Below are 13,667 nucleotides of genomic sequence, written 5' to 3'. Positions count from 1 at the left end.
TGGAGGTCTTATGCGCGACATACTCCCGGTGGTGGTCGATGGCCTGTGGCGCCAGGGCGCGAAAAATCTGGCCGTTCGTCTGGTGAGCGCCGATGGGCAACCGCTGCCGGCGTGGACGCCCGGCGCCCATATCGACCTCCATCTCCCCTGCGGGCTGATCCGTCAGTATTCGCTGACCGGCAGCCCGGCCGGGCGGGATCACTATCTGCTCTGCGTCGCCCGCGAGGCGCAGTCGCGAGGCGGCTCCCGTTATATTCATGACACCCTGCGTCCGGGGCAGCCCTTGCTGATCTCTGCCCCGCGCAACCACTTTCCCCTGCGCGGGGGCGGCCACGTGGTGCTCCTCGCCGCCGGGATCGGCATTACGCCGCTGCTGGCGATGGCCCACGCCCGGGCGGCGTCCGGCGCCAGCTTTACGCTGCACTACTACGTCAGCCGCGCGCAGGAGGCCGCCTTCGCCACCGAGATCGCCAGCCAGCTCACCGGCGGAACCTGCCTGATCCACTGCTCTGCCGACGGACAGAGTCCGCGCCTGCGGCTGGCGCAGGATCTGGGCGCGCCGGACGCCGACACCCGGGTCTATTTCTGCGGACCGGCAGGGTTTATGAGCCAGGTGCGCGACACCGCTCTGGCTGCCGGCTGGGCGGAGGCGCAACTGCACAGCGAAGCGTTCCAGCCGCCCGCCCCGACGGCGGCCTCGGCGGCGGACGGAACCTTCACCATCACCCTCGCCTCCACCGGGGAGCGCTGGCCGGTACCGGGGGACAAAACCATCGCCCGGGTGCTGCAGGAGCATGGCGTCGACGTGCCGCTCTCCTGCGAGATGGGGATCTGCGGCGCCTGCCTGACGCCGGTGCGGGAGGGAACGGTCGACCACCGGGATACCGTGCAGTCGGAGGCGGAAAAACAGGCAGCGGAGCAGCATATTGCGCTGTGCTGCTCCCGCAGCCTGTCGGCCAATTTAGTTATCGATCTCGCGGGATAAGCGACCGGTCTCCGGCTGTTCGGCGCGGGCGACCGGTTTCACCCGCACGGCGGTGAAAACCACGACCATCGCGGTCAACAGCAGCACACCGCTGCCGGTGAAGACGCCGCTGGCGCCGTGCAGATCGAACACCGCCCCGCCGCCGGCGGCGCCGGCGCTGATGGCCAGCTGAATAGAGGCCACCAGCAGACCGCCCGCGCTTTCCGCCTCATCCGGCACGGTGGTGGCCAGCCAAGTGGACCAGGCCACCGGCACCAGACCGAAGGCAAACCCCCAGAGGGCGACCAGCAGCCCGTCGAGCACGCTCAGATGGCCAAACGTCACCATCAGCAGCGCCAGGACGCTCATCATCAGCGGCACCAGCGCCAGGGTCAGACGCAGGCTGCGGCTCAGCAGATAGCTCGCTACCGAGGTGCCGATAAAGTTGGCGATACCGAAGCCGAGCAAAATCAGTGAAACGCCTTCAACGCTGGCCTGCGCGACGGTCTCAAGGAACGGACGCAGGTAGGTGAAGAAGGCGAAATGGCCGCTGAAAATCAGGATCGATGCCAGCATGCCGCCCAGCATACCGGGACGGCGCAGCACCCTGAACAGCGTGGAGAAGGTGCCAACGCTTTCCGGGCGCATGGAGGGCAGCACCCACAGCTGCCAGAGCAGCGCCAGCAGGCTGGGTATCGCGCAGAGAATAAACACGTTGCGCCAGCCGATCAGCTCCCCGAGGTAGCTGCCGAGCGGCGCGGCCACCACTGTGGCGACAGACACCGCGGAAAAGATGATCGCCAGCGCCTTCGGCACATGGGCCGCCGGCACCAGACGCATCGCCGTGGCGGTGGACATCGCCCAGAAACCGCCGATGGCGATCCCCAGCAGCAGACGACCGAGCAGGAGAAACGCCAGCGAACCGGCAAAAGCGACCATCAGGCTGGAGACAATCTGCAGCACGGAAAAAAACATCAGCACCCAGCGGCGGTCGATATTGCGGGTGGCGGTGGCGATCAGCAGGCCGGTGACTAACGCCACCAGCGCCGTGGCGGTCACCGCCTGCCCGGCCATCCCTTCGCTGACGCCGAGGCTGCTGGCCATCGGCGTTAACAGGCTGGCGGGCAGAAACTCGGCCACGATCAGGCCGAACACCCCGAGGGCCAGGGCATAGACGGCACGCCAGGCAGGCCTGACGGGTGTCAGGCTTGCGTCAGCAGCTATGCAGGAAGTCATATACATCTCTCCAGGTTTATTAACATCCTGGCCATCTTAGGGGCTTACCCCTGGACGATATATGATGCATACTCTCCAGTTATTGATTATTCGTCCGGAATTACCATGAGCCAGCCTACTATCGACCTGACCAGCGAACTGCTGCGCGGTATGCGCCTCTCCGGCGTGAATTACCGGCGCATCGAAACCTCCCGCCCGTTTGGCGTCGGCTTTAGCGCCGTAGCGGGCAAAGCCCAGTTCCATTTCATCAGCCGCGGACCGGTGCTGCTGCGCATGGCCAGCGGAGAACAGTTCACCCTGGAGAGCGGCGACGCGCTGTTTATTCCCAACGGTGACGGACACGCCCTTCTCTCCGATCCGCAGGCCGCGGTGGTGAATGTGGCGCAGCTGAACAGCGAAACGGTGTGCAGCACGGTAAGTTGCATCAACGCTGGCGGCCAGCCTGACTGCCCGGAGCGCGCCGTGATTTTCAGCGGCTGCATGGACTTTGAGCTCGGCGGCATGCAGCCGCTGGTGAAGGCCATGCCCGAGGTGATGCGGGTGAGTTGCCTGCTCCACACCTGGCCGGAGATCCAGCCGCTGCTGGCCGCAATGGAGCGGGAATCCCTCACCCGCCAGGCGGGCTATGCCGGGATCCTCGCCCGGCTGGCGGACGTGGTGGCCGCGCTGATTGTCCGCGGCTGGGTGGCATGCGGGTGCGGTAACGCCACCGGCTGGGTGCAGGTCCTGCGCGATCCCCGGCTGGCGAAAGCGATCTACGCCATGCATCAGCGTCCGGGCGTGAACTGGAAAGTGGAAGATCTGGCGCGGGAGGCGGGGCTGTCGCGCTCTCTCTTCGCCGAGCGTTTTCTTGCCGCCACCGGCACCACCCCCGCCCGCTATCTGACCGAGCTGCGTATGCGGCTGGCGGTGCAGTACATCACCCACGAAGGCCAGGCGCTGGAAAAGGTGGCCTTCCGCCTCGGGTATCAGTCGCTGGCGGCCTTCAGCCGGGCTTTCAAACGCATCACCGGCCAGCCGCCGGGGGCCCTGCGCGCCACGGCACGCTAGAGTCAGCCTTTATATAAAGCGATACACGCCGTTGCCAACGCGAAAGCGTTGCCCCTTAAGCGCCGGGTTGGCGACGCGAAACACCAGTTAGGTCAGCTGGTTGGCGGCTCCTTCGCGGAAAGTAAACCACTGGCCGCCCACGTCCAGCCCCTGCTCCCCCTGTGGCGGGAAGCCCAGCAGCGCCTGCCAGCGATCGCGCACCGCCTGCGGATTGTCCACCTCGAACACCGCCTGCTCGAGTACAATGTCGCCCAGCGGATGAGGCACGTCCAGCCCCTGGGCGCGCAGCCGCGCCAGCCGGGTCTCGTCGTCTTCTCCCCACTGCAGCACAAAAGGATAGACCAGCCCGTCGGTGTCGCCATCGATGGTGAAGATCCGCCAGCGGATGACATTGCCCTGCGGATCGTGGCGCTGGCCATCGACGATCGGTGACACCGCCAGCCCCTTGCGCCGCAAGTGGTCATGGGTGGCGTCGATGTCGTCGCTGCGCAGCGCGACGCGAAACAGCGCTTCGTTCTCCGGCAGCAACCGCGCGGCATCCCGCGAGAGCAGAAACCTGTCCGTCGCGGCGCGCAGTTCGTCCGGGTCGGAAATGGCGAGGAATTCGATATAGGTCAGACCAAAATAGCTCAGCGCATTGCGGGTTCCCCACCCCGGATGGCGCCCGCCGGCCACCGCCCGCAGCTGCTGTCCGGCAAAGGTTTCAATCGCCGCTTCCGGCTGATTCACAAACTGTACTGCGTGGTCCCACTGCAAGGTTGCCATGATCTCTCCCGCGGTTGTGCCTGTTCAGGCGTCTGCGGCAAAAGATAGTGCCGGGGTGAAGGGAATGGCAAACAAGAATTAAGTATATCGAAAGCTGGATACGTGATTTATATCAACGCGGTATATGGAGTCTGACAGGCGATGAAACGGCGGACTAACGAATGGCCCGCCGGCGGGATCAGACCGACCCTTCTTTCTCAATCACCAGAATACGCGCCGCCCCCTGGGGATGAGCGACATGCTCGCATCCCACCTCGGCGTAGAAGATATCGCCGGCGTTCAGCACGATCACCTGCTCCTCGCCGTTGACTTTCACATGCATCGCCACCTGACCATCCATGACGGCAAACACCTCCTGACCGTCGTTGATGTGCCAGATATAGGGTTGGTCGGTCCAGTGCAGGCGCACGGTGGTGCCGGAAAAATTGGCGATATCCAGCGCGCCCCACGCGCGGTCGGCGGTGAAATCTTTACTGCTCCAGCTCTGCATAATGATGTCCTGTGGTAAGGGTTATTTTTTCTGCCAGTTTGCCCATGGATCCGCTTTCTCTGCCGGCGCATCGTCGTCGAGCGAAGCCAGATACATCGCCTCCACCTCTTTGCGCGCCCACGGCGTCCGGCGGAGAAATTTCAGGCTGGACTTGATGCTGGGATCGCTTTTAAAGCAGTTAATGTTGACCTGGCGGGCCATTTCCGCCCAGCCGTAGCGCGCGACCAGGGCATTGAGCAGCGCTTCCAGCGTCACGCCGTGCAGGGGATCTTTTGAACTGTGCATGAGGATACATCCGTTCCGCATTAAAAAAGTGCGCCCACCTTACTGGCTCTCGGTGACAGGCGCAACGGCTTCAGTTCGCCCTTACGCCTTTATCTATTTAACGCAAAAGCACTGAACCCCGCGCGAATATAAATTAGAAAATAACGTTATTGGTTGATTATCTGGCCCTGAGGCAAGCTGTGCTCAGCCCCGAACAGAGGAAATCACCATGCGCTGCTGTTGTGCCCGAACCCTGAACCTGAATCGACCCATAACATATTATCCCGTTTTCGGAGAACACCATGAACGCGACAACCCTGCCGATTCTCGATCTGGCCCGCTACGCGGACCCCGCGAATAAAGCGGCCTTCCTGGCCGACCTGCGCCACGCCGCCCGCGACATCGGCTTCTTTTATCTGATCAACCACGGTGTCGACGACGCGCTTCAATATGAAGTTCAGCGCCAGTCCCAACGCTTTTTTGCCCTCGATGAGGCGCAAAAACAGCAGGTGGCGATGATCCACTCCCCCCATTTTCGCGGCTATAACCGCGCGGCCTCTGAGCTGACGCGCGGCCAGCCTGACTGGCGAGAGCAGTTTGATATCGGCGCCGAACGTCCGGCGCTGACCCTCAGCGATGACGCCCCGCGCTGGCAGCGCCTGCAGGGTCCGAATCTGTGGCCTGCCGCCCTGCCGTCGCTTAAACCGGTATTACTTCACTGGCAACAGCAGATGACCCAGGTGGGGATCCGCCTGCTGCGCGCCTTTGCCGAAGCGCTGCAGCTCCCGGAGAATGCCTTTGACCGGCTCTATGGCGACAAACCCAACGAGCATATCAAACTGATCCGCTATCCCGGCCAGCAGGAGACGCAAAGCAGCCAGGGCGTCGGCGCCCATAAAGATTCCGGTTTTCTCAGCTTCCTGCTGCAGGACGAACAGAAAGGGCTGCAGGTTGAGGTGGCGCCCGGACAGTGGATCGACGCTGTGCCGCTGGCCGGCAGCTTTGTGGTCAATATTGGCGAACTGCTCGAGCTGGCCACCAACGGCTATCTGCGCGCTACCGTTCACCGGGTGGTTTCGCCGCCGGCGCAGCAGCAGCGCCTCTCCATCGCTTTTTTCCTTGGCGCCCAGCTTGACGCGGTGGTGCCGGTTTATACCCTGCCGCCCGAGCTGGCGCGTGAGGCGCGCGGTCCGGACAGCGACCCGCACAATCCGCTGCTGCGCGATGTCGGCTGGAATTATCTCAAGGGCCGTCTGCGTTCCCATCCGGACGTGGCGGAACGCTACTATCAGGACGTGTTTCGCGAACGCGCCGAGCAATTGATCGTTTAACCATAACTAAAAAGGAACACACCATGAAATATGCCGCTTTTAAACTGGCAGGGGTCGCACTGTCTCTTTCTCTGGCATGGACGTCTGCCCAGGCCGCCGCGCTGCGCGTCGCCGCGGACCCGGTTCCCCACGCGGAGATCCTCAACTACATCAAAAAAATCGATCCCAGCCTCGATCTGAAGGTGGTGGAGCTGACCAGCGGGGTCAACGCCAATGAACTGCTGGCCAGTGGCGACGTGGATGCCAACTACTTCCAGCATGTTCCCTACCTGAAGGATCAGGAAAAAGCGCTGGGTAAAACCTTTGCCGTCGCGGCCACCGTGCACATTGAGCCGCTGGGGATCTACTCGCATAAACATAAAAATTTCTCGTCGCTGCCGGACAACGCCACGGTGGCGGTGCCGAATAACACCACCAACCTGAGCCGTGCGCTGTTCCTGCTGCAGGCGCAGAAGCTTATCAAGCTGGACCCTAAATTTACCGACCCGGCCACCACTCTGGCGACGCCGAAGGATATTGTCGAGAACCCGAAACACCTGAAGATCCTGGAGATTGAATCGCCGCAGATCCCGCGCTCCCTCGACGATGTCGACCTGGCGGTGATTAACGGTAACTACGCCCTCGAAGCCGGGCTGGTGCCGGCGAAAGACGCTCTGGGGCTGGAAAGCGCCGAGCATAACCCCTACGCCAATATCCTGGTGACCACCCCAGCCCTGGCCAATGACCCGCGCATTAAGGCGCTGGCGAAAGACCTGACGTCGCCGCAGGTAGCGGAGTTTATCCGTAAAAACTACAACGGCTCGGTGATCCCGGTGGCCCCTCAGTCATGATAACCATCGAAGGGCTGAGCAAAACCTACGCCGGAACCGGCCGACCGGCGCTGAACGATATCGCGTTACAGATCCCGAAAGGGGCGATATACGGCATTCTCGGGCGCAGCGGCGCCGGCAAAAGTACGCTCATCCGCTGTCTCAATTTGCTGGAGCGGCCCACCTCGGGCCGCATTCTGGTGAACGGACAGGATATTACACAGCTGAACAAGGCGGCGCTGCGGGATTATCGCCTGCGTACCGGGATGATTTTCCAGCACTTCAATCTGCTGCATGCCCGCACCGTCGCCGACAACATCGCGGTGCCGCTGGAGATAGCCGGGGTGCCGCGGGCCGCTCGCGAAGCGCGGGTGCGCGAACTGCTGGAGCTGGTGGATCTCAGCGACAAGGCCGCCGCCTTCCCGTCTCAGCTTTCCGGCGGGCAAAAACAGCGCGTCGGCATCGCCCGGGCGCTGGCCGCCCGACCGGAGGTGCTGCTGTGCGATGAGGCGACCAGCGCGCTGGATCCCGAGACCACCGCCTCGGTGCTGGCTCTGCTGGCGGATATTAACCAGCGGCTCAATCTGACCATTGTGCTGATAACGCACCAGCTGGAGGTGGTGAAAACCATTTGTGACCACGCGGCGTTGCTGGAACAGGGCGAAATTGTCGAAAGCGGCAAACTCGCCGACCTGCTGGTGACCCCGTGGTCGCGGCTGCGTCAGTCGCTGCTGCACGACCCGCAGGCTGAACAGGATTTTCTTACCCGTCACGGCGTTCAGGGGAGGCCATTATGCGGAGTAGCATGAGCTGGGAAGATTTGTGGCCGTTATTACTCGACGGCACGCTGGATACGCTCTATATGGTGGGCCTGGCGGCCCTGTTTACCGTGCTGATCGGGCTGCCCACCGGTGTGTTGTTATTTATTTCCCGCGCCAACGGCCTCGCGCCGATGCCGAAACTGAACGCGCTGCTGGGGGCGGCGATCAACATCGGCAGATCGTTACCGTTTATCGTGCTGCTGATCGCGCTGATCCCTTTTACCCGCCTGATCGTCGGCACCACGCTGGGCAGCACCGCCGCTATCGTGCCGGTGACCATCGGCGCCTTTCCGTTCTTTGCCCGCCTGACGGAAAACGCGCTCGACGAGGTGGATTACGGGAGAATCGAAGCCATTCTGTCGATGGGCGGCAACGTCTGGCACGTGATTTTTAAATCTCTGCTGCCGGAAGCCCTGCCGACGCTGCTGGCCGGGATTACGCTGACCATCGTGATGCTGATTGGCTTTTCGTCGATGGCCGGGGTGATCGGCGGCGGCGGACTCGGCGACCTCGCCATCCGCTACGGCTATCAGCGGTTCAATAATGAGGTGATGTTTGGCACGGTGCTGATCCTGGTGGCGATGGTTCAGGGCGTACAAATGGCCGGCGATCGGCTGGTGCGCCGCCTGGCACACCGCCGCTAACCGTCAGATATTAATTCCAGCCGCACTCAGCCGCCAGCTGGCGGACCAGACTGGCGGCGTCACACTCGCGGATCAACCCCACACCCTGCCCGGCCCAGTGCGCGCCATACTCATGGACGCCCTGGGCTTTCGCGGCGGCGGCCAGCGCTTTGCCGATATCATATGCCAGCGGATAATCCGGCACAGCGCTCGCCGGACAGGCTTCCCCCACTGCGCAGAAGGTATTCGCCAGACAACGTGCCGGACGCCCGGATATCGCTGAGGTCAGTACCGTACGCCCGTCAATGCTGTTAGCGATCGCCGCGCGGTAGCCGGCGTCGGCGGCCGATTCCGGACAGAGTAAAAACGCCGTGCCGAGCTGAGCGCCCTGCGCCCCCAGCTGCATCACGCTGGCGATCCCCGCGCCGTCCATGATGCCCCCGGCGGCGACCACCGGGATGGTCAGCCGACGCCGCAGATGTTGCACCAGAGTAAAGGTGCTCATCTGCGCATCTGGCTCCTGCGGGTCGAAGATCCCCCGGTGCCCGCCCGCCTCAAAGCCCTGAGCGACCACCACGTCAATCCCCTGCTGCTCAATGACCTGCGCCTCCTTAAGCGACGTCGCCGTGGCCAGAGTGACGATCCCCTGCTGTCGCAGGCGCTGGATCGCCTCGCGCTCAGGAAGGCCGAAATGGAAGCTCACCACCGCGGGTGAGAGATCGAGAAGCAGCTCCAGCATGGCGGTGTGGCCGATAAACGTCTGGTATATCTCCCTAAGCGACGCCGGAGGGATACTGCCAAAGCGGGTAAAATGGGGGCGCAGCGTCTCAGCCCAGTCCGCCTCCCGTCGAGCGTCGCGCCGGGGCGGCGCATGGCAAAACAGATTGACATTGAACGGCCGGTCCGTCAGCTGGCGGGTGGCGACGATCATCGCTTCCGCCTGGGCAACGGTTGAAGCACCCAGCCCCAGCGAACCCAGCGCCCCGGCATGACTCACCGCGGCAGCCAGCGCGGGGGTGGAGACGCCCGCCATCGGGGCCTGGATCAGGGGGTAGTCAATATCAAGAAGCGAAAGCAGTGAATTTTGCATGGGTTCCTCGTACATGAGCGATGCCGGAGGCTTACCATCTCTTTTAAAGATGATAAGATCAACATCATTATCATATTGAGAATAAAAATATGAACCACAGCACACTGCAGATTTTTATCCAGGTGGCCGACACGCAAAGCGTCACTCTGGCAGCAAAACGGCTTGGCCGCGCCCAGTCCAATATCACCACCCGTATTCAGCAACTGGAGGAGGAGCTTGCCGTGGAACTCTTCGTCCGCGGCAACAAAAAAATGGTGCTGTCGCCGGCAGGCGTTCAGTTTCTCAGCTATGCCCGGCGGATCCTGAGCCTGGCGGAAGAGGCAAAGCAGAGTCTGCATCCAACAACGCCCGGCGGCAGCCTGCGGCTGGGCGCGATGGAGGCGACCGCCGCCAGCCGTCTGCCGCCGCTGCTCACCCGCTTCCAACAGCGGTGCCCGCAGGTGGATGTCACGCTCAGCACCCGGCCGACCCGCCAGTTAACCGAGGGGGTATTAACCGCCGCCCTTGATGCCGCGCTGGTCTGCCTGCCGCCAGGGACGGATGGCCAACCGGCATGCCCGCCAGGCCTGGGATCTGTCCCGGTGTTTCAGGAAACCCTGATGCTGGTCCGTCCGCAGAGCGCTGGCCCGCTGCGGTTCGCGGCATTTGCCAGCGGCTGCAGCTATCGGGCGCTGGGAGAGCGCTGGCTGGCGGAACAACAGGCGGCCGTCGAGGTGCATGAGGTGAGCTCCTATCACAGCATGCTGGCCTGCGTGGCCTCCGGGCGCTACGCCTGCCTGTTGCCGCAGAGCGTGCTGGCGCTGATGACGATTCCCGAAAACAGCCTAAGTGAACCACTGTGCGAGGCGACCACCCAGCTTATCTGGCGCCAGGGGTTCAGCACCTCCGCCCTCAGCGAGTGGCGCATCCTGTTGCAAAGCGCCGCGAACGGCTAAGCTAAAAGAGGAAACCGCGACGCACTCGCCGGAGGCGAACCTGAGCGCTTACCGACAAACGCAGAGGCCTTTTGCCGCTACAGTATCCATCCGAGCGACAAAATCGTTTTCGCCAGGTCGCGGCCATGATGCCGCTTTTTTGCCGGGTGGCGGCTACGCCTGACCCGGCCTACATGGCGGCGCTTAGCCGGCTATAGGGATCCTCCGCTCCGTAGGCCCGCGCAAGCGCAGCGCCGCCGGGCGCCAGGTCGCGGCCATGATGCCCTTTTTTGCCGGGTGCCGGCTGCGCCTGACCCGGCCTACACCTTTTGGGAGTCATTATGTCGTTCTGCCACATGCGCATCGCCAGACCGGTCAGCGAACTGGAGAGCACCGCCAGCATGTATTGCGCCGGGCTGGGGCTGCAGCAACTTGGAAGCTTTACCGATCATGAAGGATTCAGCGGGATGATGATCGGTTCGCCGGATGCCAGCTGGCATCTGGAATTCACCCACTGCCGCCACCATCCCGTTACCCCCTCGCCAGGAGATGAAGATCTGCTGGTGCTGTACTATCCGCAGCCTGAGGCCTGGAAGGCACAATGCAGCGCCATGGACGCCGCCGGGTTTCTGCGCGTCACGGCATTCAACCCCTACTGGGAGGTCAACGGCGTCACTTTCGTCGACCGCGACGGCTATCGCACCGTGCTGCAAAACCGCGCCTGGGGGGAAGTGCGAAACGTTTCACATCACGAGGAGCCTCAATAACCTCCCTGAGGTGACCCGCACCGCGCCCGGCGGGGGCGTTAAGCCTGTTCCGACCGCAGCCACGGCGTCACGGTAAGCCCGGCCAGCAGACCTTCCGGACTGAGCAGACGGGTGACGGTCTGCCCCCACGGCTCGTCGCGCGCGGCAACAAGGAGGTGGTACCCCTGCTGCTGCAGTCGCGCCGTCGCCGCGGCAAGGTCGCGGACCTCAAATTCAATCCACGCCTGCGGCACCGGCTCCGTCTCCGGCCACTGCTCCTGACCAAAACAGGACTGCGCCGCCTGCGCCAGCGGCCACAGCGCAAAATGCTTCACCCCGCCGATGGCATCCTGCTCGCTGAGCAGATACGCCTCGTTACCCGGCATCGGCTTCAGCGGTAATCCCAATGCCTGACAATAGAAATCACGGCTTTGCGCGGTGCTTTGGGTAATAGGGCCGAAGCCCGCAATGAACATAACGTCAATATCGGCGAATTCCTGGGACATATTCTCTCCTCAAGGCGGCGGCAAGATACCGTCATCATGCCCCGAAGCCGGCGTCCGCGGCAACACCGTTAATGACGGCGGTGAGGCCATCGATCACGGATAAAACGCCCTCGCCACTCGCCAGCCTCTTCGCGGCGCGTTATGCTAAACATCCCTATGTATTAACCCTTTATCCCTATGAGCACTTCCGTCAGCACCACGCAACTTAATCTGCGCATCATTTCGATCGTTGTTTTTACCTGTATCTGTTACCTCTCCATTGGTCTGCCGCTGGCCGTTCTGCCGGGTTATATTCACTATCAGCTGGGCTACAGCACCTTTGTCGCCGGGATCGTGATCAGCCTGCAGTACATCTCGACGCTGATAAGCCGGCCGCACGCCGGGCGCTACACCGATATCTGGGGCCCGAAAAAAGTGGTTAGCCTCGGGATCGTCTGCTGTCTGCTCAGCGGCGCCTTCACGCTGCTGGCGGTAATGTTGCAGGCGATGCCGATGCTGGCGATTGCCGCGCTGTTGGCGGGCCGGGTGTTTCTTGGCGTCGGCGAAAGCTTTACCGCCACCGGCGCCACGCTCTGGGGGATCAAAACCGTCGGCGCGATCCATACGTCGCGGGTGATCTCCTGGAACGGCGTGGCAACCTATGTGGCGATGGCGGTCGGCGCGCCGCTGGGGGTCACCCTTAACCAGTATTTCGGCATCAGCGGCTTTGCCACGGTGGTGGTGCTGGTCGCCGCCATCGGCCTGCTGTTCGCCCGCACGCGGCAGGACGTCAGCGTGACCGCCGGCGTCAGAGCGCCCTTTCACGCGGTGGTGCGCAAAATCTGGCCTTATGGGCTGGGGCTGGCCTTTGGCACCGTCGGTTTCGGCGTTATTGCCACCTTTATCACCCTCTACTTTGCCGCGCACAGCTGGCAGGGCGCCGCGTTTACCCTCTCGCTGTTCAGCGTCGGCTTTATCTGTGTTCGCCTGGTGCTGGGGAACACCATCACTCGCTATGGCGGAGTCCCGGTATCCCTGGCCTGCTTCGTCATCGAATGTCTCGGCCTGCTGCTTATCTGGCTGGCGCCGTCGGCCTGGGTGGCGGGGATCGGCGCCTTTCTCACCGGCTCGGGTTTTTCGCTGGTCTTCCCGGCGTTGGGGGTTGAGGCGGTAAAACAGGTGGAAGAGCAAAACCAGGGGACCGCCCTTGGCACCTACTCGGCGTTCCTTGATCTCGCGCTGGGGCTGACCGGGCCGCTGGCCGGCTGGGTCGCCGGTTACTACGATCTCGCCACCCTGTATCTGCTGGCGGCAATCGTCGTAGTGTTCGCTTTCCTGCTGATTTTACGCGTATATCTGCAACAGCGGGCCGCGGTCAGGACGTAGCCAGGCCCGGCTCGCGGAACGCCGCGGGCCGCCGACACCGGCAAAAAACGAATCGGCAATTGACGACGATTCGGCTTCCGTGCCAACATCCCCTTCAGCGTCTGGCGACAGATGCAAGGACGGTGGCGGAAAACAACAGAGATCGCGCAACGATCCGGCCCGCCGCCGTAGTCCAATCCGAATCACTGACCCACACGGTGAATTCCTGATTCTGGCGGGAAACACAGACATGCACCAAAGTTTTAATCAGCGCGTTCATTTCTATTACTGCGTCCTGGTCGCGCTGAAGATGCACGGAAAGTCGAAAAAGTCGGGCGGTATCAGAGGAAAGAACAACTTTCTGCTGAAATGGCTGCGCCGGGCGCAGGATAACAACATTTTCCCTCCCGATATCACCAGTGAAATAGAATGGCTGCGCGGGAAGATTATTCAGGCCGGCTACGATACCGATCTCGAGCCGATGCTGGATTTTGTTTACGCCACCGCCAGCCGCGCCGAAGCGCTCAAGAACGCCGAATAAGCCACTGCGCCCGCTGCGGGCGCAGATGCTGCCCAATCCGCTTACTCCCTGACAATGTGCCCATTACGCACGGGATAGCCTGCTGAGGTTATTTTATCGGTGACACTGTCACGCAAGGCAGATGCTGCAGTGGATCATTTCCCCCTGACAGGCGGCCCCGGGCGTTCTATGCT

At 62.6% G+C, this 13,667-nt stretch carries 15 protein-coding genes and 1 pseudogene; 10 read left to right on the top strand and 6 right to left on the bottom strand.

The features are described 5' to 3' along the window. Window positions 1–10 precede the first annotated feature (10 nt). Complete coding sequence (gene hpxE, locus QLG03_RS22510; protein ID WP_072420217.1) at window positions 11–985, top strand: molybdenum cofactor-independent xanthine hydroxylase subunit HpxE; 975 nt, start codon at window positions 11–13, stop codon at window positions 983–985. Here hpxE and QLG03_RS22505 read toward each other — a convergent pair. Next, window positions 962–2,200 carry an MFS transporter gene (locus QLG03_RS22505; protein WP_032452827.1) on the bottom strand — a complete coding sequence of 413 codons (1,239 nt, stop codon included), beginning with the start codon at window positions 2,198–2,200 and terminating at the stop codon, window positions 962–964. The two genes, hpxE and QLG03_RS22505, sit on opposite strands and share 24 nt — an antisense overlap. A 105-nt stretch (window positions 2,201–2,305) precedes the next feature. Here QLG03_RS22505 and QLG03_RS22500 point away from each other — a divergent pair, with 105 nt between their 5' ends. Continuing rightward, a complete protein-coding gene (locus tag QLG03_RS22500; RefSeq protein WP_044522989.1) occupies window positions 2,306–3,250 on the top strand; it encodes an AraC family transcriptional regulator in 945 nt (314 codons plus the stop codon). 9 nt (window positions 3,251–3,259) lie between these two features. Here the strand turns inward: QLG03_RS22500 and QLG03_RS22495 are convergent. The 3 genes and pseudogenes from QLG03_RS22495 to QLG03_RS22485 all read right to left on the bottom strand — a co-directional run bounded on the left by QLG03_RS22495 (window position 3,260) and on the right by QLG03_RS22485 (window position 4,790). Next, window positions 3,260–4,015: pseudogene (locus tag QLG03_RS22495) on the bottom strand (VOC family protein). A gap of 178 nt (window positions 4,016–4,193) precedes the next feature. Continuing rightward, window positions 4,194–4,505, bottom strand: coding sequence for a cupin domain-containing protein (locus QLG03_RS22490; protein WP_023289656.1), 312 nt, complete (start codon window positions 4,503–4,505; stop codon window positions 4,194–4,196). Between the two features lie 21 nt (window positions 4,506–4,526). Continuing rightward, window positions 4,527–4,790 (bottom strand): VF530 family protein, encoded by a 264-nt coding sequence (locus QLG03_RS22485; RefSeq protein WP_004205937.1) that lies wholly within the window; start codon window positions 4,788–4,790, stop codon window positions 4,527–4,529. 281 nt (window positions 4,791–5,071) lie between these two features. On the opposite strand from QLG03_RS22485, the gene QLG03_RS22480 reads away from it, so the two are divergent. From QLG03_RS22480 to QLG03_RS22465, 4 genes are read left to right on the top strand one after another with little or no spacing between them, the layout of a single operon-like run. After that, window positions 5,072–6,100: an isopenicillin N synthase family oxygenase gene (locus QLG03_RS22480; RefSeq protein WP_217219841.1), complete on the top strand. Its 1,029-nt coding sequence runs from the start codon at window positions 5,072–5,074 to the stop codon at window positions 6,098–6,100. Between the two features lie 23 nt (window positions 6,101–6,123). Continuing rightward, complete coding sequence (locus QLG03_RS22475; protein WP_032452814.1) at window positions 6,124–6,930, top strand: MetQ/NlpA family ABC transporter substrate-binding protein; 807 nt, start codon at window positions 6,124–6,126, stop codon at window positions 6,928–6,930. Beyond that, entirely contained in the window at window positions 6,927–7,718 is a 792-nt protein-coding gene (locus QLG03_RS22470; RefSeq protein WP_023289653.1) for a methionine ABC transporter ATP-binding protein, read from the top strand. The genes QLG03_RS22475 and QLG03_RS22470 overlap by 4 nt, the downstream gene beginning before the upstream one ends. Beyond that, complete coding sequence (locus QLG03_RS22465) at window positions 7,715–8,374, top strand: methionine ABC transporter permease (protein WP_072096700.1); 660 nt, start codon at window positions 7,715–7,717, stop codon at window positions 8,372–8,374. The genes QLG03_RS22470 and QLG03_RS22465 overlap by 4 nt, the downstream gene beginning before the upstream one ends. A 10-nt stretch (window positions 8,375–8,384) precedes the next feature. Here QLG03_RS22465 and QLG03_RS22460 read toward each other — a convergent pair whose 3' ends face one another. Further along, a complete protein-coding gene (locus tag QLG03_RS22460) occupies window positions 8,385–9,458 on the bottom strand; it encodes a nitronate monooxygenase (RefSeq protein WP_255987532.1) in 1,074 nt (357 codons plus the stop codon). 74 nt (window positions 9,459–9,532) lie between these two features. Between QLG03_RS22460 and QLG03_RS22455 the strand changes: the two genes are divergently transcribed. After that, entirely contained in the window at window positions 9,533–10,378 is an 846-nt protein-coding gene (locus tag QLG03_RS22455; protein ID WP_255987530.1) for a LysR substrate-binding domain-containing protein, read from the top strand. A 320-nt stretch (window positions 10,379–10,698) separates the two neighbouring features. Beyond that, window positions 10,699–11,124, top strand: coding sequence for a VOC family protein (locus QLG03_RS22450; protein WP_032452805.1), 426 nt, complete (start codon window positions 10,699–10,701; stop codon window positions 11,122–11,124). 38 nt (window positions 11,125–11,162) lie between these two features. On the opposite strand, the gene QLG03_RS22445 is transcribed toward QLG03_RS22450, so the two are convergent. Then, window positions 11,163–11,609: a VOC family protein gene (locus QLG03_RS22445; RefSeq protein WP_217259156.1), complete on the bottom strand. Its 447-nt coding sequence runs from the start codon at window positions 11,607–11,609 to the stop codon at window positions 11,163–11,165. 177 nt (window positions 11,610–11,786) lie between these two features. Between QLG03_RS22445 and QLG03_RS22440 the strand changes: the two genes are divergently transcribed. Together QLG03_RS22440 and QLG03_RS22435 are read left to right on the top strand one after the other, a co-directional pair. Beyond that, a complete protein-coding gene (locus tag QLG03_RS22440; RefSeq protein WP_023289646.1) occupies window positions 11,787–12,974 on the top strand; it encodes an MFS transporter in 1,188 nt (395 codons plus the stop codon). A 229-nt stretch (window positions 12,975–13,203) separates the two neighbouring features. After that, complete coding sequence (locus QLG03_RS22435) at window positions 13,204–13,494, top strand: hypothetical protein (RefSeq protein ID WP_008804940.1); 291 nt, start codon at window positions 13,204–13,206, stop codon at window positions 13,492–13,494. Window positions 13,495–13,667 lie beyond the last annotated feature (173 nt).

It is taken from the genome of Klebsiella sp. V115_8, from assembly GCF_029967715.1.
In the GTDB taxonomy this organism is placed as follows: Bacteria; Pseudomonadota; Gammaproteobacteria; order Enterobacterales; family Enterobacteriaceae; genus Klebsiella; species Klebsiella quasipneumoniae.
This window is presented reverse-complemented; position numbering and strand designations above follow the sequence as displayed.